The organism is Peribacillus sp. NPDC006672 (assembly GCF_050274955.1).
Taxonomy (GTDB): Bacteria; Bacillota; Bacilli; order Bacillales; family DSM-1321; genus Peribacillus.
Genome location: NZ_JBNNOR010000002.1, coordinates 130783 through 150705, shown reverse-complemented (window position 1 = coordinate 150705; position 19923 = coordinate 130783). Strand labels below are relative to the sequence as shown.

The following is a 19923-nucleotide window of genomic DNA, read 5'->3' as shown; positions in this document are numbered from 1 at the left end:
GATGGATGGATACATCTTCTCCTTCATAATAAGAAAAAGAGCTGGGGCGAAGCGATGAATATAATGACAGAAGGTAAACAGAAGAAAAAGAGGACTATACCCGGTTTTGGTTTGACGATGGGTTTTACGTTGCTGTATCTCTCCATCATCGTTTTGATTCCATTATCCATGGTTTTTCTAAACACATTTTCAATGGGATTTCAAGATTTTTGGGCGACCGTAACTGAACCAAGGGTTGTCGCTTCGTATAAATTGAGTTTTATGACAGCGTTAACTGCGGCCTTCGTGAACGCAGTTTTTGGCGTTTTAATTGCCTGGGTGCTTACTCGTTATGAGTTTCCCGGCAAACGGATCATCGATGGGCTGGTTGATCTCCCTTTTGCCCTACCGACTGCTGTGGCAGGGATTACTTTGACCACCTTGTACTCACCGAATGGGTGGATCGGGCAATTTTTTAACTTTAAAATCGCTTTCACCCCTACCGGGATTATCATCGCCCTTATATTTATAGGTCTTCCATTCGTGGTGCGGATGGTTCAGCCGGTACTTGAAAATATAGAAAAAGGGATGGAAGAAGCATCTGCTTCTCTAGGGGCGAATCGAATGCAGACATTCATTAAAATTATCTTTCCGGAATTGATTCCAGCGATATTGACGGGTTTTGCACTTTCTTTTGCGAGGGCACTTGGAGAGTATGGATCGGTTGTCTTCATTGCAGGAAATATGCCGTTTAAAACGGAGATTTCCCCGCTGATCATCATGACAAAGCTTGAACAGTATGATTATAAAGGTGCAACAGCTGTAGCAGCCGTCATGCTCATTATTACATTTATAATTTTGTTCACCATCAATATCTTACAATGGTGGACTGGCAAAAGATATTCAGGGAAGTAGGAGGGGACATGTTGGAACATGATAATTCAGTGGTTGCAAATACGAATGACCCAGTCATTATAACGAGAAACACAACAAAAGAGCCTAAACCCATACAGTGGGTCCTTATTTCCATTGTATTGCTATTTCTGACTTTGTTTTTAGTTGTCCCATTAATCGCAATCTTTGTAAAGGCCTTTGAAAAAGGTGCTGAAGCTTATTTTGCGGCCATTGCACATCCTGATACATTGGCTGCGATTAAATTAACACTGATCGTTGTCCTCATCACCTTACCACTCAATGCGATATTTGGGATAGTGGCTGCGTGGACCATTACAAAATATGATTTTAAGGGAAAAAACTTCTTAATAACGTTGATTGATTTACCTTTTTCCGTTTCACCCGTCATTGCTGGGTTAATTTTTGTCCTTCTGTTCGGCCTACATGGAACACTTGGTCCATTGCTGCAAACCTTTGACATTAAAGTGATCTTTTCAATACCAGGGATTGTCATCGCCTCCATTTTCATTACCTTCCCATTCATTGCGCGTGAATTGATCCCGCTCATGCAAAGTCAGGGGACGTCTGAAGAAGAGGCCTCACTCACACTGGGGGCGGGAGGGTTTAAGACATTTTGGTATGTAACGCTTCCCAATATAAAATGGGGACTTTTATATGGAGTCATACTTTGCAATGCAAGGACAATCGGGGAGTTTGGAGCCGTATCGGTCGTATCGGGCCATATACGGGGGATGACCAATACGATGCCGCTTCATATTGAAATTTTATACAATGAATATCAATTTTCTGCGGCCTTTGCCGTTGCATCCCTTATGTCCATTTTTGCGATCATAACCTTGATCATTAAAAGTTTCATAGAATGGAAAACGGACTATAAATCAACAAAAGCAAGTTAGGAGGGAAAGAAATGAGTATCATCATTGAAAATGTTACAAAATATTACGGGTCTTATCAAGCTCTTCAAAACATCAATTTGGAAATTAAGAGCGGGGAACTAGTAGCCCTCCTTGGCCCTTCCGGATCTGGAAAAACGTCGTTACTGCGTATCATCGCGGGTCTTGAACAGGCAGAGAACGGAAAGATCCTCTTCAATGAAGAGAATTACACGCATAAGCATGTAAAAGATCGGAATGTGGGTTTTGTCTTTCAGCATTATGCCCTTTTTCGTAATATGACCATTTTTGATAATATTGCCTATGGATTAAAGGTCCGCCCTAGAAAAATAAGGCCCAGTAAAAAAGTGATTGAACAAAAGGTTACCGAATTGCTTCAGCTCGTCAAGCTGGAAGGATATAAAGATCGTTATCCATCCCAATTATCAGGGGGACAGCGCCAGCGTGTTGCATTGGCAAGGGCACTTGCGGTTGAACCGAATATTCTTTTGCTTGATGAACCATTCGGGGCATTGGATGCTAAAGTTCGCAAAGAACTTCGGCGTTGGCTTAGAAGGCTTCATGATGAATTCAATGTTACAAGTGTGTTCGTGACGCATGATCAAGAAGAGGCGATGGATGTTGCTGATCGGGTCGTTATCATGAATGAAGGGAAAATTGAACAGATTGGAACTCCGGAAGAAGTGTATGATCATCCGAAAAACCCATTCGTTTATGATTTTCTCGGCAGTGTCAATCTTTTCAAGGGCAATGTTCACCAAGGGAAATTGGTAACTGGGAATTTGGAAATGGATGCCCCGGACAGTGAAGATGGAGTGAGTACGGGTTATGTAAGGGCTCATAACTTTATTATAGAAAAAGAATCATCAAGAAAGGATTCGATTGCATCCATTATTGATCACATTCATACAATCGGCCCCATTGTCCGGATAGAAGTGATTCGTCAGGATACAAACGAACCTCTAGAAATCGAACTGACAAAAGAACAATATATGAATTTGGAAATAAGGAAAGGTGAAAGGGTGTTTGTCACACCAAAAGAATTGAAAGTCTTTGTCGACTATATGGCTGGAATTTAGCATGGTTGAATATTGACGAAAAAACCGCTGAGCGGTTTTTTTAGTTTTTTAATGAGGATATTAGTGACTTTCCTATATGAAAGGTAATAATCTGCCATCAGCTACAAAAGGGTTGATATGTGGTTTGGATTTTGGTGAGTTTTTACGCCAATAGTCTATGGTCCCTTGGTGCTAAACACTAGATAGAAAGTCTTGCATCAAAAAAAGAAGTTTCATATGTAAAATATTGGTTGCTTTATCACAGGGAAAAGTCGAATTTTTATATATTATGTTAAAAATGAAATGTAAATGTAACATTGTTATTACGTATTTGACAAAATCTGATGATATACTACGACTTAGATAAAAACATAGAAGAGTTTCAGCAATGTACTTAATATTATTACAACCTTAGAAAATTACATAATGAGTAAAAAAAATAGAGAAGAGTTCCCAGCAAATTATTTTGACTAATTATTTTTCATAGAGAAAAAGAAGTGGGTCGATAGAAATGCACGGGGAGGAAAGCAGGGGAAATGAGTTTGAAGAAAAAACTTATCGTATTGAACACGACAATTATGCTAGGCTTAGGAAGCGCTTTTGCCATACCGTCGGTAAAAGCTGAATCTATCTCGGATATTCAATCGCAACGCACAGGAGTACAATCAGATATTTCAGAGGCAGAACAGGTTATTAAGGAATTGAAAAATGAACAATCGAAAATGAATTCCCAAATTGCCCAGATAGAAACGGCAATGAAAGAAAATGACCAAAAAATTAAAGATACTAAACAAGAAATTAAAGACACCGAAAAAGACATAGATTCTTTAAAGAAGGAAATTAAAGCTTTGGAAGAAAGAATCGCAAAACGCGAGGAAGTCTTGAAAGAGCGCGCCCTTTCATTCCAAGAGAGCGGTGGGGACGTTGACTACCTAGAAGTTGTTTTAGGTTCTAAAAGCTTTGGTGAATTCGTTAATCGTGTTGGAGCGGTAGCTACCATTGTGGAAGCTGACCAACAGATTCTTAAGGAGCAGGAAGCGGATAAAGCTGACTTAGAAAAAAAACAAGCGACCGTTGAGAAAAAATTGAAAAGCCTAAAGGATATGGAAGTGGAGCTTAAAGGCATGCAATCTCAAATTGCAGATCAAAAAGCAGAAACTGTCAAAATGAAGGCAAAGATTGAAAAGAAGAAATCGGAAACAGAAGACCTTAAACAATCTTTAGAGAATAAAGATGCAGGTTTGGAAGCACAAATAGCATCCATTCGTGAAAATATCAAAAATGAGGAAGAACGTAAAGCATCAGAGAAAGCAGATCTTGACCGTGCTGCTAAAGAAGTGAGTTCTTCAAATTCTTCTAACGAAGAATCATCAAGTTCGCCTAAAGTTGAAGCATCGGCATCAAGTTCGTCTAAAGGGGAATCAGCATCAAGTTCGTCTAAAGGTGAAGCATCGGTATCAGGTTCGTCTAAAGGTGAATCATCATCTTCAAATTCATCTAAAAACAGTTCTGCTAATAAACCAGCAGCGAGTAAAACTGAAACATCAAGTAAGCCAAGCAGTGCAAATACTGGCTCTGCAATTACAGCAGGCTATAAATATATCGGTAACTCCACATATAAATTTGGTGGCGGAAGATCGGCATCCGATATTGCTAACGGTCGATTCGATTGTTCAGCGTTCGTTGCATGGGCTTATAAACAAGCTGGTGTGAATCTTCCACCTAGTACAAGTGCATTGACAAGTGCAGGACGTCAAGTATCTAAAAGCCAAATACAACCTGGAGATCTAGTATTTTTCAATACCTATAAAACTGATGGGCATGTCGGTATTTATGTCGGCGGCGGTAAATTTATCGGTTCTCAAAGTTCAACTGGTGTTGCTATCGCTAATATGGATAGTGGATATTGGGCAGGGGTATTCAATGGCCGTGTCGTTCGTGTAAATTAATAGTTCATTAATAAGCAGGGGCGTAAACGCTCCTGCTTATTTTTTTTGAAAAATATCAAGAAAAGTGAAACTTATTTTGATATTATACGTAAATACTATAAGATAAAACAAGAGATAGGTGATGTGGACTTTCAGTAAATCTGGGAAGACATATAAAGAAACAACATTCCATACTATTAAACGGAGGCAAAAAAACATGATGAAAAAATTTATGGCTGCATTACTTACAATTACACTAGCATTCTCGCCAGTCGGCACTTATGTATTCAAGGACCATTCGGAGTCAGTCGATGCAAGGGGTTACAAGTCTGGAAAAAGAAGCTTTAATAGCAACAACAATAATAATAAATCGAATTTCCAAAACAAAGAAACGAAGAAATCCGATGCCACTACCAATAATAAAGCAAAGACTGATACAAAAAGTGGAAGCTCATTCTCTAAAGGCGGTTTAATGAAAGGAATTATGCTAGGTGGACTAGCAGGTTTACTTTTTGGTAGCCTATTCGCCAATATGGGAGCCCTTGGTTCTATTCTTGGACTAATGATTAACGTGTTAGCAGTTGTTGTATTAATCGCGGTAATCCGTAAAATATTCACATACTTCAAAGATAAAAAGAAAGAGGATACAAACCCATGGAGAGGCTAAAGATTTCCGAACAAGATATCATCAATGCGGTTTGTGTTTACATTGCCCGTAAAAAGCAGGTAGAACCTAATGAGGTAGAAGTGGAGTTAATGTATGATGATGATTATGGCTTTTCGGCAGAAACGTTTGTAGATGGCCGGAAACAAGTGTTAATTACCATCAACTTGATAGAAGCGCTTCGCTTATGGCTCGATGAATATTTGAATATAGATCCCTATTCAGGTATTGAACTTGTTTTGGATGATGAAGAGGGCATAGTGGCTTTAGTAAGTGAAAGTAATCGATAATATGAAAAAGGATGCCATAAAGGGCATCCTTTCAGTTTGTAGACAAAAGGGGTTCGGAATTAAAAAATTCCGAATCCCTTTTGAAATTCCCTTTGAATTTTCCCTATAGTTAAGAGATTGGGGCTCTATGAGCCCACTATGTTAGGCCATTTTGGGACCTTGTCATGTCAAATTGGCCATCTTCTTTACATTCATGGCAGCGAAAGTAAGCATCGCCTGCATCGACAATTTTTTAAGTCCCCTTAAAGTAGTCCAACGCATACCATGCTTTTCTTTTGCATCTCCGAATACACGCCCAATCGTTTCTTTACGCTTCGCATATATAGGTTTTACATCTTGATGATGACGCAGATGATCTGCTTCTTCCACATGTGTTTGCCAGATATGCCGTGTCACCACTTGATCTAAAGTAATCATTTCAAGTTGATTTTACTGAATAGAATCATGTTTAGAAAGCATCCTCATCACCTCAAGTTTTAATACTTCTATTTTAAAACAAAAATGACTCTAGGCAAAAGTGTTCTATCTAAAAGGTAAGACACAGTTGATTGGAACGGAAGGTACGAGACTCCTGCGGGAAAAGCGCGTCTAGGGGAGACCCCGAAGGCGAAAGCCGAGGAGGCTCCCCGACCGCCCGCGGAAAGCGAGTGCCTGAAGTGGAAATCAACGTTCAAATTGTACAAGCCATAAAAATAGACAAACTCGATTTTCATCGAGTTTGTCTACAGTCTGAAAGGATGCCGTAAAGGGCATCCTTTTTTATTTAACTAATGGTAGTCGAGCGGTGCGCAGTAAAAAGGATAAAAGAGAAATAGAAAAATAGAAAAATAGTAAAGAAAACTAAGCAAGATCCTAGATTGCCAACACTTATTTCAAACAGAGAAATATTAAGAATGAAATAAATTTTCCATTTGTTGCAAAAAATGGTCATTGGAAGTAGGATGGATATATGTTCAAGCCAAAGGGGGAGAATAAGTGACAGGGTATATAGAGGATATCATTTTATTAAATGAAAAGGCCATAAAGTTCGGCAATGCAAAGGTGGAAGCGATACTTGCACCATCTTTAGGAAGCAATCTGCTTTCGTTGAAGTACAAGCGAAAGGATATTGAGGTACTGCGAACTCCGGATAGTCTGGAAGATTATAAAAAGGACCCCATTTTATACGGTATGCCAATCTTATTTCCTCCCAATCGAATTGAAGATGGTCAATTTACATATAAGGAGAATACTTATAAGTTTCCGATCAATGAAATGGAGAAATTCAATCATATTCATGGTTTTTTGCATGACAAGCCGTGGCAAGTCTGCAAAAAGGAAGTGAACGGGAATGAAATCGTCATTAATACTGGATTTTCAAGCAGTGATTTTGATCTAAAGGGTAGCTTTCCACAAGATATCACTGTGAATATGTCTTTGTCTTTAAGGGATGATACATTGGATATCCAATTGGATATCACCAACAAGGGCATTGAACCCTTTCCGTGGGGAGCAGGTTATCATACTGTATTCAATTTTCCATTTGGACCAGGGAGTAAGACTGAGGATTGCAGAATATCACTTCCCGTCAATAAACAATGGGAGTTGAATGAAAGGTCATTGCCTACTGGTGAAATTCATGAAACGGTCAATACGTTGGAAATTCAAAACGGATTTAGCTTGGAAGGTCGGCGGTTTGATGATCTTTTTGGCTATGATGAGGAAAGTGCTCTGGAAAACGAGTGTGTACTCACTGATCAAGAAGCTGGCATACAAGTCATTTATCAAGGCGATAAACGTTTTAAGTTTTGGGTATTGTTCAATCAGGAGGGGTTCGTCTGTCCTGAACCATATACATGGGTAACGAATGCTCCTAATCTGGATTTATCGGCGGATTTGACTGGATTGCGGGAGCTAAGCTCTGGGGAAACGGTTCAGCTGAAGACTAGACTGGTAATGAAAGAGATATAATAAAACACCTTGGCACTTTTGAATGCCAAGGTGTTTAAGTTTATGCTTTCTTTCTCATCCAGAGTGGGTATAGAACGATTCCAAATACATATAAGGCAATGCCAAGTACGAATGTATTCATATCGGCTGTACCGGTCTTGATGACCCAGATCGAGTAGACTAACGCTAGGATGGTGATGATGCCATCACGTACCCTTGAGCCTTTCATGATGTCATATGTTTCCCCAGTCATGACTAATTTCAACTGGTACAGAACTGATGCAAGATAAGGAATCAAGTAAGCGAGTGTTGCGACAATCATTGAGAATTTATAAGCTTCAAGGATCGTTCCCGAAATAGTGGAGAATAAGAATATCTGTGTCATGATATTTGTTATTGTCATAGAACGGACGGGTGTGCCATTTTTGTTTGCTTTTGCAAAGTAGGCCGGAAACAGATCTGATTTCGCTGCCTGATAAGGAACTTCAGATGCAACGACAATCCATCCGATTGTTGATCCTAATAAGGAAATGACGGCAAGAGCGGCCATAATATACGTACCACTTGAACCAACTATAGCTTGTAGTGCGTCAACAAGTGGTTTTTGGGATATTTTCAAATCATCTTGTGATATGGCACCCATTGTCAATAAGGTAATGCCGATATATATGGAAACAGCGATAGCTAAACCAAGAATCGTCGCTTTCTTTACGTCATTTTGTGACTTAGCACGGTTTGAAAGCATGACGGCAGCTTCAATGCCGATGAAGGCCCATAATGTTGAAATGGCAGCAGCATTCACTTGAGCACCTAAAGAGATGGCTGAACCTGCTTTATCATAAAATTCAGCACCGTTCCCCAGATTGGAAGAATCGAAGATGAATATCGTGATAATGATGAAAAATAAGAATCCAAGCACTTTGGTAACCGTAGCAAAAAGATTCAGTTTCCCAGCACTGTTAAAACTTCTTACCAAGATTGCCTGGATCCCCCAAAGGGCAATGGAACATACCGCAAACGTTAGTGCTTTACCAATTTCGAGATCAAATGAACCAGCAGTATAAATCACTTTGGTACTATGCATGACCGGGAAAAACGTTGATAGATAACCAGCAAATGAAATGATGACAGAAGCTGTCGCAGCCCAATTTGCAGCCCAATAACCCCAAGCCATGCTATATCCTGAAACCCTTCCTTTAGCCGGAGATTTAAATAATGCTTGAGCATAACTTTGAGGTCCAGCCTTTAAATCCGGTTTCCGGACTGCCAAGTTACCAAACACAAGCGCTATTAGAAAAACTCCCAATCCAGTAACCATCCATGCCAATGTGGCCCCTAATGGGCTGGATACTTGTGCTAATTGAGCAGGGAGCATGAAAATTCCGCCGCCAACCATATTCCCAACTACGAATGTGGTTAAAATCAATAAACCCCATTTTTTATTTACCATTTATAATCGAACCTTTCTTAAATACAAAGTGGTTTTATATACGGACAACTTATACTAAAATAGTATATCTCAAATAGTTTAGTTTGGTAAAGTGGTAAATAAGTAAAATATAAAACACAGAGTAATCAGAAAATTTTAATGTGGGATTGACAAAAAGGAGGAAAATGGATTATAGTGATAAAAACCAAGTTAACTGGTCAGAATAATTCGGTTTGACTCTTCAAATCGTATACTGGAGTTTTTCTGTAACATATGCAACACCTGAATATTGCCGATTAGTCAACTAAAGGCACCCTTAAATCTAATCTGTTAGGTGGCGGGTGCCTTTTATTTTTTATAGCGAAGGGAGGGGAACATGGTGTTCCTATTAACTGGTTATTCTTATTTAGAAAGGTAAAGTGATGAGGATATGCAGGTAAACCAAATTCCTCTAGAAAAAATTGAAAGTAGGAAGAGTACGTGTGATTTTCGTACGATCTCTTTTTAACATTAGGTATGAAACGAAGCTTTATTACCAGTATTAAAGGGGAGATATTATGGAAAAGAAAGAAGAATTGAAATTTAGGCATATCATTTCAAGCTTGGAAGATCTACAATATGGATCCGTCATAATAACTGTACATGATGGTGAAATCACTCAGGTCGATACAACTGAGAAGAAACGATTCCCAGTAGTGAAGGGCCGGGCTGTTAAAACAAGATGAATACCAGTTTTTAAGGGGGCTTTCGAGACGAAGGCTCTTTTATTTTGCTTTTTATACAAATTAATCCGATTTGGAATTTCGTAGAAGATTGTACTGCTTTTAACATGGTAGAATAAGTTAAGGTATAAGGGAGTTTTTAAAAGGACTTAAATGAAACTATAAGGAGGAACAGGGAATCTATGACCTTACAAACCATAGAACATGATATCTTGGCTTTAGTTGAATCATTTAATGGGAAAATTGCATATAAAATTGAAAATGGTCTAGGGGAGACTATTGGATATCACGTGAATGAATCCTTCCAATCAGCTAGTTTAATCAAAATACCAATGATCATCGAAGGTTATCGTCAAAGTGAACAAAAGAAAATCTATTTGAATCAACCAGTGACCATCCCCCCTAATGAAGTGACCGGTGGATCTGGGGTCCTGCATGCCTTATCGAATAAGGTATTTTTAACGGTTGAGGACTTATTGACATTGATGATAACCGTTTCTGACAATACATCCACGAATATGATGATGAGCCTGTTGGGCTTTGAGGAAATTAATCGATGCATCAAGGAACTTGGTTTGAAAAATACCATCCTTGAACGAAAAATGCAGGATTTTAAGGCATTAAAGGAAGGACGGGACAATACCATTTCGGCGGAAGATACGATTACCTGCTTAAAAGCCATACATACAGGCGACTTTTTAACGAAAGAAAGCCAGGAAAGAATAATGCGTATATTTGATAATCAGCAATTAAGGGATAAACTTCCATCCTTGATGGGCAGAGGAGTTAAGGTCGCAAGCAAAACGGGCGGAATTCGGGGAGTTGCCCATGATTGTGCAATCATTCGGTCAGAAACACAAACAGTTTATGCTGCAGTTCTTACTGAAGGTATGAAATCAGAGGAAGAAAGCCGTCAAGTAATCAGTAAAATTGGAAAGTTGATATATGATGATATGGTTTCAGAATAGATTATCCGATTCAGCATTTTTGGAATGGTCAGCAGGGTCATTACTATTATAAGAAGAAGAGCGGGAAGTCAATCATGATTTTCCGCTCTTCAAAATTAGTTATAAGGGAACTTCGAGGGAAAAAATGGTATATAATGAAAGGAAAATGAAACGGGGAAAAACATTGAAAAGGACAATTAAATTTGGCGTAATTGGATTTGTTGTGTTACTGGGTTATTTTGGTTTTTTACATATGAAAATTCAACAAAGCATTCAACAGCCAATTCCGGAAAATGCCAATTACCTGATAATTCTTGGAGCAAGGGTCAAAGGTTCGGTTCCATCATTATCTTTACAATACCGGATTGATAAAGCTGCAGAATATTTATCGGCGAATGAACATACTGTGGTCATTGTATCTGGCGGCAAAGGACCGGGTGAAGATATTTCGGAAGCAAAGGCAATGCAACAGGGGCTAATCGCTCATGGAATAGAAGAAGAGCGTATCATGATGGAAGACAAATCTACAACAACTCACGAAAATATTGTTTTCTCAAAAGAACTCATTCCTGATACAGCAGCTTCCGGGTTGATTGTCAGTAATGATTTTCATATTTACCGAGCAGTTGAAATAGCAAAAAAAGAAGGCTTGGACATGAAGGGAGTACCGGCAAAGACACCAAAAGTGGCATTGTTGAAATCGTATACCCGTGAATATCTGGCTATTACAAAATATTATTTGACAGAATTAGTTGGCAGATAACCATACCAGAGGCATAATACGAATTCCCTTTCCTTATAGATGGGGGATTCTTTTATTATTCGACTTCCACGACAACATTGGGAATTTCCCAAAAATCGTTCTCTTGATATATTTCCTTAAGTGTCTTATAGACGGGAAACCCAGTGTAGGAAATCTCGACTCGTTCATCAGCATCAACTTCTTCCACATCTATAGCATCAACAAAACCAAGTTGATCATTGATTTCCATTAAATAAAAACCAAGTGCCTCATACCCGCTATAGGCTGCAATAACCTTACTATCAAAACCACTATTGGAAACTTTGTAATATTTCATTGATTGACCTCCTTGTTGTTTACTCTTTAAGTGAAATGGTACTGTTTCTAATTTGATATACCCGTTAATCATTATCTGAATCATGCTTTTTGATAAATAAAGAAATAAAGGAAAGAGGGAAATGGGCAATTGAAAATATCTATCCATTAGAAAGGCGAAGAAGATGTAATCCTTGTATTTTTAAAATATCTCTAGATAATTTGCTATATTAATCATTTCATGTTAATCTAATAAAGAATTGTTTTTGATTGTGGAAGAGGATACTAGTTATTTTCCAAATGGTTAAAAATAGTAATACAATGTGTGTTATGCACTAGGAGGCAACAAAAATGGAACAAGGTACAGTTAAATGGTTTAATGCAGAAAAAGGTTTTGGATTTATCGAACGTGAAAACGGAGACGACGTATTCGTACATTTCTCAGCTATCCAAAGCGAAGGCTTCAAATCTTTAGACGAAGGTCAAAAAGTAACTTTCGACGTTGAGCAAGGTGCTCGTGGAGCTCAAGCTGCTAACGTTCAAAAAGCTTAATTTTAAAATTAAATCGTAACCTATATGAACAGACTCCCTCGATGGGAGTCTGTTTTTTATTGTGCTAAATAAAGTAAGCAAAAAAAATCCCACTCTGAGCTGAGTAGGGTTTTAGGGGAGTGTTATTAAGACTTTTTTAATTCTTCTTCAAAGAAAAAAGTAGTTGGATGTTCTTTTACAGTATAAGAATATCTTTTCATGTTCTTTACGTATGCCCATTTATTAATGGTTACTAATTCATTAGTATCCTGAATAGTTACTGTTTCGCCAGTATTATACTTATTGCTTTTCAATTTATGCACCCTCTTTATTAATAGTATAACATATTTGGGAATAAAAAATGTGTTCAAGATATTCCAATAAATATTATGTAGCTTCCTAAATGTGATAAGTGGACGTATTGTGAGAACTTTTGCTTTGAACAGAGCATATTTGAAAAGATTCTGCACATTCGGATTTATAAAATTGAATGAGGATACCTGAACTAATTTAAGGATCGGGAAAATTAATATCAATCCATTGCCCACTAAATGCTTCTTCATATTCTCCTTCCATACCTTTCTTGACTGTTGCTAATTGTCTGTAAACACTTGTGAATTATTAAAATAGGCAAATGTCTATTCCTCTTTGAATATGGACACATACACTACTTTTGAAGCAATTTGAGGAGGAGATATAAAATGGAAAGACAATTCTTTGGCGGTTATCCTGGTTATGGCATGGGTTATGGTGGTTTAGGTGGTTATGGTATGGGTTATGGCGGTTTAGGCGGTTATGGCATGGGTTATGGTGGCTATCCTGGTTATGGTATGGGTTATGGCGGTCATGCTGGATACGGTATGGGTTATGGTGGTTATCCTGGTTATGGCATGGGCTATGGCGGTCATGCTGGATACGGTATGGGCTATGGCGGTCATTCTGGTTATGGTATGGGTTATGGCGGTCATCATGGACATGGTTGTTACTAGCCTCATTAAGTAATATTAGTTAATTTTGCATATGAAGGTATTTTAAAAATGAACATTTTACTTATCGGACGCTCGGTTTGAGTTCAATAACACAAATATTTAATAAGCTGTTTATATACAAAGTTTTATTCATAACCTGTATATAAATGGCTTGTTTTCCATTCAGTATCGCAAAAGCTAAAGCAGCAGGAAAGTATAAAGGAAGGAAAGAAAGAAGTACAGACTTCGACAAGCAATATCAAAGATATATCATTCAAGAACTATCGAGGTCTCAGCTTGCAAAGGAATTAGGTGTATCAAGACCAACACTATACAAATTAAATAAAGAGCATCAACAAATGATATTTAAAGGGACTTCCAGAATAAACTGTACCCTTTATAGCCACGTGCTTCCTAGTATGCAGAAACACGTGGCCAATGAGCTAGATAATTTGTTTAAATCTAAAAAAATGTGACCACTCAAGGTTTTAGACGCTCAAAACCCCTCTATATCAACACTTTAATTAAAACGCCCAATCCCCATTACGGAAGACAGGTTCTGAAGTGCCGTCCTGTTTGATGCCGTCGATGTTCATTTTAGCGGATCCAATCATGAAATCTACATGTGCAAGGCTTTCATTCAGTCCATTTTCTGCAAGCTCTTCTGGACCCATGTTTTTTCCGCCTTCGATACAGAAAGCATAGGAGCTGCCGATAGCCAGATGGTTTGACGCGTTTTCATCGAATAATGTATTGAAGAATAAAACATTCGATTGGGAAATCGGTGAGTTGAATGGAACGAGTGCCACTTCTCCAAGATAGTGTGACCCTTCATCCGTTTCAACCAATTGTTTTAGGATTTCTTCCCCTTCTTCAGCTTTTACTTCAATGATCCGTCCTTCCTTAAAGGTTACGGAAAAATTATTAATGATGTTGCCGCCATAACTAAGGGGTTTCGTACTGGAAACCGTACCGTTAACACCTGTTTTCAATGGAACCGTAAACACTTCTTCGGTTGGCATGTTAGCCATGAATTCATGACCCTGTACGTTAACGCTTCCTGCTCCGACCCAAAGGTGTTTGTCAGGCAACTCGATTGTCAGGTCGGTTCCAGGAGCCGTGTAATGCAATTTTTGGTAATGCTTATCATTTAGATAATCAACCTTTTCATGCAGGGTATCATCGTGTTTTTTCCAAGCCTCTACAGGATTCTTCACATCAACACGAACTGCCTTAAAAATGGCTTCCCATAGCATATCAACGCGTTTTCCTTCTGCTTCTTCAGGAAATACTTTATCAGCCCAAGCCTTTGAAGGGACGGCGACTATGGACCAGCTTACTTTATCCGATTGCATATACTGACGCCACTTCTTCAGCGCAGTACCGGATGCCTTTTGGAAGTTGGCAATCCTTTCAGGTTGTACACTTTTCAATAAGTCAGGGCTTGAGGAGATGACGGACAGGTACGCAGCTCCGTTTTCCGCAAGTTCGATCGTTTCTTCTGCCCGCCACTTTGGATACTCGTGGAACACCTCATCCGGAGCCAGTTCATATTTGGTACGTGAAACGATATCGTCATTCCAATTAACGATGACATTCCGCGCACCGTTCTCATATGCTTTTTTTACAATGATACGCACAAGATCAGCGCCCTCTAATGTAGTGTTTACAACCAGGGTTTGATCTTGTTGGATATTAACGCCGACCTTAACGGCAAGTTCAGCATATTTTTCTAAATTCGTTTGAAAATCACTCATCTTTAAAAACTCCTTTTCCATTTTCTACATCTACAATTGTACTTATTGTCATATAAAAAAGAAACTTTTTACATCGTTGTGTGGAAAAACTTTATAGTAAGATCAATGAAAGAGTTATAAGCTCAAGAACAACTTTTCAATATATCATGGTCCACATAACGCTCCCAATTGATTTCACTTAGGTGATTAATTGCCGCTTCAACACCATCACCGGCGTTTGAACAAGGTACACCCGCGCCAGCTCCAGCAGTAATGATGCCTTCAACATTCGTTGTGTCTTGTTTCATTCTACCAAAACTAAAGAAGAAAAGACTATCGGAAAGGTTCGAATAGTCGCAATAATTTCATTATTCCTCAGTTCATCACGGACTGAAAGAAAGGGGGTCTCTTTGAGACCCCCTTTCTACATATTCAAAAAATTATTTACCTAAATTGATCCAGACGCTTTTCACTTCCGAATAGTTATCAAGTGCATAAGATCCCATTTCACGTCCGATTCCTGATTGTTTGTAACCGCCGAACGGGGAAGCCGCGTCGAAAGCGTTATAACAGTTCACCCACACTGTACCAGCACGGAGTTTTCCGGCAACATAATGGGCATTGGCTAAATCGCTTGTCCATAAGCCAGCAGCCAATCCATATTCACTGGCATTAGCGCGGTTAATGACATCGTCTAAATCCTCGTATGGCATTGCGGCAATGACCGGCCCGAAAATCTCTTCTTTAGCGATGGTCATTTCCTCTTCAACACCAGCGAATATGGTAGGAGAAACAAAGTAGCCTTGTTCACCCGGTTTGTTTCCGCCGACAAGAACTTCCGCGCCCTCGTTTTTCCCTTTTTCAATATAGCCCATTACTCGATTTTGCTGCTCCTGGGAAACAAGCGGTCCAATTTGAGTGCTTGGATCTAAACCTACCCCTTGTTTGATGTTTTTTGCATGGCTGGCCATATCGGCAACAACATTGTCATAATGTTTCTTTTGAATATAAACCCTGGATCCTGCACAGCATACCTGCCCTTGGTTAAACATGACCCCATTCAAAGCTCCAGGTATGGCTTTTGAGAAATCCGCATCGGGTAGGATGATGTTTGGGGATTTTCCACCAAGTTCCAATGTGACCCGTTTCAATGAATATGAAGCGGAACGCATGATCAATTTTCCAACTTCAGTCGAACCGGTAAATGCAATTTTATTTACTTGCGGATGGTCGACAAGTGCTTGTCCAGCGGTTTCACCAAAACCGGGAACGATATTGACGACCCCATCAGGGAAACCGGCTTCAGCGAACAATTCAGCCAAGTAAAGTGCGGAAAGCGGTGTTTGCTCAGCAGGCTTTAATATGACCGTACACCCTGTAGCAAGTGCCGCTCCAAGTTTCCACATCGCCATAAGAAGCGGAAAGTTCCATGGGATGATTTGTCCCACAACACCAACAGCCTCGTGTTTTGTGTAGTTAAAGTAATTTCCGCTTACCGGAATGGTCTGTCCAACAATCTTGGTGGACCAGCCAGCAAAATATCTCATATGTTCAATAGCTAAAGGAATGTCAGCATTGGTAGTTTCACTGATTGGTTTCCCATTATCCAGCGTTTCCAATTGAGCAAGTTCCGTTTTATTTTCTTCCATTAAATCTGCCAGTTTATACATAAGCCTGCTGCGGGTAGCTGCGCTCATCCTTGACCAAGGGCCTTCATCGAAAGCTTTGCGTGCAGCTTTGACGGCTAAGTCGATATCTTCTTTATCTGCTTCATATACTTCGGCAAGTTTTTGTCCTGTAGCAGGATTAGGAGTGGAGAAGGTTTTTTTTGAAGCACTTTCTACAAAATGACCATTAATATAGAGCTTTTTTGGTCCTGTTAAAAATTTTTGCAGCTTTCCACTTACTTCTAACGTTAGATTTGTCATAAGTACCCTCCTGAATAAAATGATTATCTTGGGCAAAACATGATGACTTATTTGATAACGCTATGATTTATGCCAATTTTTATGATAAATGAAAAAAAGGGAATATTCAATCTTTATCATTCGACATAATATTCCGATCAAGATTCATTCTTCATTTATAAACGATTAAGTTTTTTGTCATGACATGTGTAAATACTCTAGCGGAAATTAAAGTTAATAGTTAAAATGAATAGGGATAAAATAACTAGAGGGTCTAAAGTTCTTCAGGAGGAATATATGGGAAATAATGAAAAAACGATATCGCAGCGTAAATTACTAGGTGTTGCGGGTCTTGGATGGATGTTCGATGCACTTGATGTCGGTATGCTTTCTTTCATTATAGTTGCTTTGAAACAGGAATGGAACCTAACCAGTGAACAGGTTGGCTGGATAGGGAGCATAAACTCTATAGGAATGGCAGTCGGAGCCGTTTTCTTTGGTGCGATGGCTGACAGGGTCGGACGCAAGAATGTCTTTATCATTACATTATTATTGTTTTCGATTGCAAGTGGCCTGTCTGCTGCAATCGGTACACTCAGCTTGTTCTTGATATTGCGATTTTTGATTGGAATGGGACTTGGAGGCGAACTTCCGGTTGCATCGACATTGGTTTCTGAAAGTGTTGATGCTAGTAAAAGGGGAAGAGTCGTCGTCCTCCTTGAAAGTTTTTGGGCGGTTGGCTGGATATTGGCAGCACTCATCTCCTATTTCATTATTCCGGTTTATGGTTGGAGGGTTGCGTTGATATTAAGCGCAGTTCCCGCTTTTTATGCACTGTATCTGCGCTTGAAACTGCCAGATTCACCGAAATTTACGGAACTTGAAAAGAAGCAGAGACCAACAGTAATAAGCAACATGAAAAGTGTCTGGAAAAAGGAATATTCTCGCCAGACCCTTGTTTTGTGGATTCTTTGGTTTTGCGTGGTCTTTTCTTATTATGGGATGTTTTTATGGCTGCCAAGTGTGATGGTCTTAAAAGGATTCAGTATGATTCAAAGCTTTGAATATGTTTTGATCATGACACTTGCACAGCTCCCGGGCTATTTTTCAGCTGCATGGCTGATAGAGAAGATGGGGCGTAAATTCGTTTTGATCACATACTTAATTGGAACGGCCATCAGTGCCTTTTTCTTTGGATCGGCAGAGGGGTTGGCACTGCTGATAGTTTCTGGAATGTTCCTATCTTTCTTCAACTTAGGGGCATGGGGTGCGCTTTATGCGTATACACCTGAGCAGTATCCAACTGTAGTTCGCGGTACAGGTACAGGGCTAGCTGCTGGTATCGGCAGGATTGGCGGAGTCCTGGGGCCATTGCTTGTAGGGTATCTAGTTGCTGCCGGTACCCCGATTTCAACGATTTTCACCATATTTACAATTGCTATTCTAGTGGGAGCCGTTGCCGTGGCTTTTGGGAAGGAAACAAAGAATACCGTTTTGACATAAGCAAAGGGAGGGGACTAATTTTAGCCCCCTCTTTTCTTTATTTAAAGTCTTTTATTATTTTTAAAAGGAATTCTGAGGCAATCTTCGGACTATCTGCATTCATGATTGCTGAAACGACTGCGGTACCGGATAGCCCGCTATCCGAAAGTGAGGAAATGTTATCGGCTGTGATACCCCCGATTGCTACGGCGGGAATCGATACGCTGCGGCAAATTCCCTCCAGATCTTCAATTGCCATTAGCGTTGCATCTTGTTTGGTCTTCGTAGGGAAAACGGAACCGACTCCGATATAATCTGCTCCATTTCGTTCGGCTTCGAGAGCTTCTTCAAGTGTGGAGACTGAAACACCGACAATCATATCGTCAGGAACCATTTGTTTGATGACAGGCAGTGGAAGATCATCTTGCCCAATATGAATTCCGTCCGCTTCAACAGCGAGTGCTATATCTACCCGGTCATTAATGATAAGGGGAATGGACAGCTCGCTCAATAACTGTTTTAATGCAGAAGCTTTTTTATAAAAGGAGAGGGAGGAATTGTTTTTCTCTCTAAGTTGTACGATCGAGACTCCTCCTGAAACCGATTCTGCAATGATTTTGGTCAATTCTTCTATTGCTATGGACTCTTCCGTGACTAAATATAGACTTAAATCAATTTGGGACTTCTTCATTTATTTTCACCTCATGCATCCAGATTTCCTTATCCATTCTTGATATTGCATCCATTAATCGCACTCGAAACGTTCCTATCCCTTCATCTTTTTGAAGTTTTGCAGCCGCCAGTTCCCCTGAAATGCTCATGGTCGAGATACCGGCAACTGCCGCAGAATAGAAATCGTCCGTGACTCCGGAAAAGGTGCCGATAAGAGCGGTGGCCATGCATCCGGTACCAGTAACATTAGTTAAAAGGAGGTTCCCGTTGTCAATAATTGACGTATGTTTTCCGTCGCTAACAGCATCCTTCGCTCCGCTGACTACGACGACACCATTCAATTTATTTGCTGCTCGTGCAGCCAGCTCTGCATTGCTGATTGCAAGTTCCCCTGAATCAACTCCGCGTGTAACGATACCCTCACCCATCAATCGAAGGATCTCACTCGCATTTCCGCGAATGATTTGAAAAGTAACCTTACTTAGGAGCTCTGTGACTTGCTCTGTCCGATAGGAGGTTGCCCCCACTCCCACTGGGTCCAAAATGACCGGGATATTTAGGGAATTTGCCGTCTTGCCGGCAATTTCCATTGCTTCCAAGGCTTTATCATCAATCGTACCGAAATTCAGGACCAATGCATCCGCTAATTTAACCATATCCGCCACTTCACGGGGACTCGATGTCATTACAGGTGAGCCACCGATGGCAAGGGTGACATTTGCACAGTCGTTGACCGTAACAAAGTTGGTGATTTGGTGAACGAGTGGTTTTCTTTCTCTTACCTTCACGAATAAATCAGCTGCAGCAACCTTCATA

Annotated in this window: 20 protein-coding genes and 2 pseudogenes; 13 read left to right on the top strand and 9 right to left on the bottom strand. The window is 39.8% G+C overall.

Annotated elements, in window-relative coordinates; all coding sequences use genetic code 11:
- Positions 1 to 63: 63 nt before the first annotated feature.
- From cysT to ACQKKK_RS04045, 6 genes are all read left to right on the top strand, one after another.
- A complete protein-coding gene (cysT, locus tag ACQKKK_RS04070) occupies positions 64 to 894 on the top strand; it encodes a sulfate ABC transporter permease subunit CysT (RefSeq protein WP_427614782.1) in 831 nt (276 codons plus the stop codon).
- An 8-nt stretch (positions 895 to 902) separates the two neighbouring features.
- A complete protein-coding gene (gene cysW / locus ACQKKK_RS04065) occupies positions 903 to 1790 on the top strand; it encodes a sulfate ABC transporter permease subunit CysW (RefSeq protein WP_427614280.1) in 888 nt (295 codons plus the stop codon).
- Positions 1791 to 1801: 11 nt separating this feature from the next.
- Complete coding sequence (locus tag ACQKKK_RS04060) at positions 1802 to 2866, top strand: sulfate/molybdate ABC transporter ATP-binding protein (protein WP_427614278.1); 1065 nt, start codon at positions 1802 to 1804, stop codon at positions 2864 to 2866.
- Positions 2867 to 3387: 521 nt separating this feature from the next.
- Positions 3388 to 4794 (top strand): PcsB-like coiled-coil domain-containing protein, encoded by a 1407-nt coding sequence (locus ACQKKK_RS04055; protein ID WP_427614277.1) that lies wholly within the window; start codon positions 3388 to 3390, stop codon positions 4792 to 4794.
- Between the two features lie 199 nt (positions 4795 to 4993).
- Entirely contained in the window at positions 4994 to 5440 is a 447-nt protein-coding gene (locus ACQKKK_RS04050; protein WP_427614780.1) for a hypothetical protein, read from the top strand.
- Positions 5428 to 5727: a YxcD family protein gene (locus tag ACQKKK_RS04045; protein WP_061462167.1), complete on the top strand. Its 300-nt coding sequence runs from the start codon at positions 5428 to 5430 to the stop codon at positions 5725 to 5727. Before ACQKKK_RS04050 ends, ACQKKK_RS04045 begins: the two co-directional genes overlap by 13 nt.
- A gap of 162 nt (positions 5728 to 5889) precedes the next feature.
- Here the strand turns inward: ACQKKK_RS04045 and ACQKKK_RS04040 are convergent.
- A pseudogene (locus ACQKKK_RS04040) lies at positions 5890 to 6123 on the bottom strand (transposase); the annotation flags it as partial.
- Positions 6124 to 6702: 579 nt separating this feature from the next.
- On the opposite strand from ACQKKK_RS04040, the gene ACQKKK_RS04035 reads away from it, so the two are divergent.
- On the top strand, positions 6703 to 7677 hold the full coding sequence (locus ACQKKK_RS04035; RefSeq protein WP_427614275.1) for an aldose 1-epimerase: 975 nt from the start codon (positions 6703 to 6705) through the stop codon (positions 7675 to 7677).
- 40 nt (positions 7678 to 7717) lie between these two features.
- On the opposite strand, the gene ACQKKK_RS04030 is transcribed toward ACQKKK_RS04035, so the two are convergent.
- Positions 7718 to 9106 (bottom strand): amino acid permease, encoded by a 1389-nt coding sequence (locus ACQKKK_RS04030; protein WP_427614273.1) that lies wholly within the window; start codon positions 9104 to 9106, stop codon positions 7718 to 7720.
- A gap of 536 nt (positions 9107 to 9642) precedes the next feature.
- Here ACQKKK_RS04030 and ACQKKK_RS04025 point away from each other — a divergent pair.
- From ACQKKK_RS04025 to ACQKKK_RS04015, 3 genes are all read left to right on the top strand, one after another.
- Positions 9643 to 9810, top strand: a complete 168-nt coding sequence (locus ACQKKK_RS04025) for a DUF2292 domain-containing protein (protein ID WP_427614271.1) — start codon at positions 9643 to 9645, stop codon at positions 9808 to 9810.
- A 179-nt stretch (positions 9811 to 9989) separates the two neighbouring features.
- The gene (locus ACQKKK_RS04020) at positions 9990 to 10775 is read left to right on the top strand and encodes a serine hydrolase (RefSeq protein ID WP_427614270.1); all 786 of its coding nucleotides are present in this window, start codon (positions 9990 to 9992) and stop codon (positions 10773 to 10775) included.
- A gap of 145 nt (positions 10776 to 10920) precedes the next feature.
- Entirely contained in the window at positions 10921 to 11517 is a 597-nt protein-coding gene (locus ACQKKK_RS04015) for a YdcF family protein (protein WP_427614779.1), read from the top strand.
- 55 nt (positions 11518 to 11572) lie between these two features.
- Here the strand turns inward: ACQKKK_RS04015 and ACQKKK_RS04010 are convergent, their stop codons facing one another.
- Positions 11573 to 11833, bottom strand: coding sequence for a hypothetical protein (locus ACQKKK_RS04010; protein ID WP_427614268.1), 261 nt, complete (start codon positions 11831 to 11833; stop codon positions 11573 to 11575).
- A 329-nt stretch (positions 11834 to 12162) separates the two neighbouring features.
- On the opposite strand from ACQKKK_RS04010, the gene cspC reads away from it, so the two are divergent.
- Complete coding sequence (cspC, locus tag ACQKKK_RS04005) at positions 12163 to 12363, top strand: cold shock protein CspC (protein ID WP_010331195.1); 201 nt, start codon at positions 12163 to 12165, stop codon at positions 12361 to 12363.
- 125 nt (positions 12364 to 12488) lie between these two features.
- Here cspC and ACQKKK_RS04000 read toward each other — a convergent pair whose 3' ends face one another.
- The gene (locus ACQKKK_RS04000) at positions 12489 to 12656 is read right to left on the bottom strand and encodes a hypothetical protein (RefSeq protein ID WP_169803969.1); all 168 of its coding nucleotides are present in this window, start codon (positions 12654 to 12656) and stop codon (positions 12489 to 12491) included.
- Between the two features lie 387 nt (positions 12657 to 13043).
- On the opposite strand from ACQKKK_RS04000, the gene ACQKKK_RS03995 reads away from it, so the two are divergent.
- Positions 13044 to 13331, top strand: a complete 288-nt coding sequence (locus tag ACQKKK_RS03995; RefSeq protein ID WP_427614266.1) for a hypothetical protein — start codon at positions 13044 to 13046, stop codon at positions 13329 to 13331.
- A gap of 503 nt (positions 13332 to 13834) precedes the next feature.
- Here the strand turns inward: ACQKKK_RS03995 and ACQKKK_RS03990 are convergent.
- From ACQKKK_RS03990 to ACQKKK_RS03980, 3 genes and pseudogenes are all read right to left on the bottom strand, one after another.
- Complete coding sequence (locus tag ACQKKK_RS03990) at positions 13835 to 15067, bottom strand: aminopeptidase (RefSeq protein WP_427614265.1); 1233 nt, start codon at positions 15065 to 15067, stop codon at positions 13835 to 13837.
- Between the two features lie 122 nt (positions 15068 to 15189).
- Positions 15190 to 15339 (bottom strand): annotated as a pseudogene (locus tag ACQKKK_RS03985) (pyridine nucleotide-disulfide oxidoreductase); the annotation flags it as partial.
- Between the two features lie 147 nt (positions 15340 to 15486).
- Entirely contained in the window at positions 15487 to 16974 is a 1488-nt protein-coding gene (locus ACQKKK_RS03980) for an aldehyde dehydrogenase family protein (protein ID WP_427614263.1), read from the bottom strand.
- A gap of 276 nt (positions 16975 to 17250) precedes the next feature.
- Here ACQKKK_RS03980 and ACQKKK_RS03975 point away from each other — a divergent pair, with 276 nt between their 5' ends.
- Positions 17251 to 18456, top strand: a complete 1206-nt coding sequence (locus ACQKKK_RS03975; RefSeq protein ID WP_427614261.1) for an MFS transporter — start codon at positions 17251 to 17253, stop codon at positions 18454 to 18456.
- A gap of 37 nt (positions 18457 to 18493) precedes the next feature.
- On the opposite strand, the gene thiE is transcribed toward ACQKKK_RS03975, so the two are convergent.
- Together thiE and thiM are read right to left on the bottom strand one after the other, a co-directional pair.
- Positions 18494 to 19126 (bottom strand): thiamine phosphate synthase, encoded by a 633-nt coding sequence (gene thiE / locus ACQKKK_RS03970; RefSeq protein ID WP_427614260.1) that lies wholly within the window; start codon positions 19124 to 19126, stop codon positions 18494 to 18496.
- Positions 19107 to 19922, bottom strand: coding sequence for a hydroxyethylthiazole kinase (thiM, locus tag ACQKKK_RS03965; RefSeq protein WP_427614258.1), 816 nt, complete (start codon positions 19920 to 19922; stop codon positions 19107 to 19109). Before thiM ends, thiE begins: the two co-directional genes overlap by 20 nt.
- Position 19923 lies beyond the last annotated feature (1 nt).

Bases quoted from the DNA above. Each gene is read 5' to 3' on its own strand.
- ACQKKK_RS04045 (WP_061462167.1), top strand. From the start codon at position 5,428: ATGGAGAGGCTAAAGATTTCCGAACAAGATATCATCAATGCGGTTTGT.
- thiE (WP_427614260.1), bottom strand. From the start codon at position 19,126: ATGAAGAAGTCCCAAATTGATTTAAGTCTATATTTAGTCACGGAAGAG.
- thiM (WP_427614258.1), bottom strand. From the start codon at position 19,922: ATGAAGGTTGCTGCAGCTGATTTATTCGTGAAGGTAAGAGAAAGAAAA.
- ACQKKK_RS04030 (WP_427614273.1), bottom strand. From the start codon at position 9,106: ATGGTAAATAAAAAATGGGGTTTATTGATTTTAACCACATTCGTAGTT.
- ACQKKK_RS03995 (WP_427614266.1), top strand. From the start codon at position 13,044: ATGGAAAGACAATTCTTTGGCGGTTATCCTGGTTATGGCATGGGTTAT.
- ACQKKK_RS04050 (WP_427614780.1), top strand. From the start codon at position 4,994: ATGAAAAAATTTATGGCTGCATTACTTACAATTACACTAGCATTCTCG.
- ACQKKK_RS03975 (WP_427614261.1), top strand. From the start codon at position 17,251: ATGGGAAATAATGAAAAAACGATATCGCAGCGTAAATTACTAGGTGTT.
- ACQKKK_RS04015 (WP_427614779.1), top strand. From the start codon at position 10,921: ATGAAACGGGGAAAAACATTGAAAAGGACAATTAAATTTGGCGTAATT.
- ACQKKK_RS04025 (WP_427614271.1), top strand. From the start codon at position 9,643: ATGGAAAAGAAAGAAGAATTGAAATTTAGGCATATCATTTCAAGCTTG.
- ACQKKK_RS04060 (WP_427614278.1), top strand. From the start codon at position 1,802: ATGAGTATCATCATTGAAAATGTTACAAAATATTACGGGTCTTATCAA.
- cysT (WP_427614782.1), top strand. From the start codon at position 64: ATGACAGAAGGTAAACAGAAGAAAAAGAGGACTATACCCGGTTTTGGT.
- cysW (WP_427614280.1), top strand. From the start codon at position 903: ATGTTGGAACATGATAATTCAGTGGTTGCAAATACGAATGACCCAGTC.
- ACQKKK_RS03980 (WP_427614263.1), bottom strand. From the start codon at position 16,974: ATGACAAATCTAACGTTAGAAGTAAGTGGAAAGCTGCAAAAATTTTTA.
- ACQKKK_RS04010 (WP_427614268.1), bottom strand. From the start codon at position 11,833: ATGAAATATTACAAAGTTTCCAATAGTGGTTTTGATAGTAAGGTTATT.
- cspC (WP_010331195.1), top strand. From the start codon at position 12,163: ATGGAACAAGGTACAGTTAAATGGTTTAATGCAGAAAAAGGTTTTGGA.
- ACQKKK_RS04020 (WP_427614270.1), top strand. From the start codon at position 9,990: ATGACCTTACAAACCATAGAACATGATATCTTGGCTTTAGTTGAATCA.
- ACQKKK_RS03990 (WP_427614265.1), bottom strand. From the start codon at position 15,067: ATGAGTGATTTTCAAACGAATTTAGAAAAATATGCTGAACTTGCCGTT.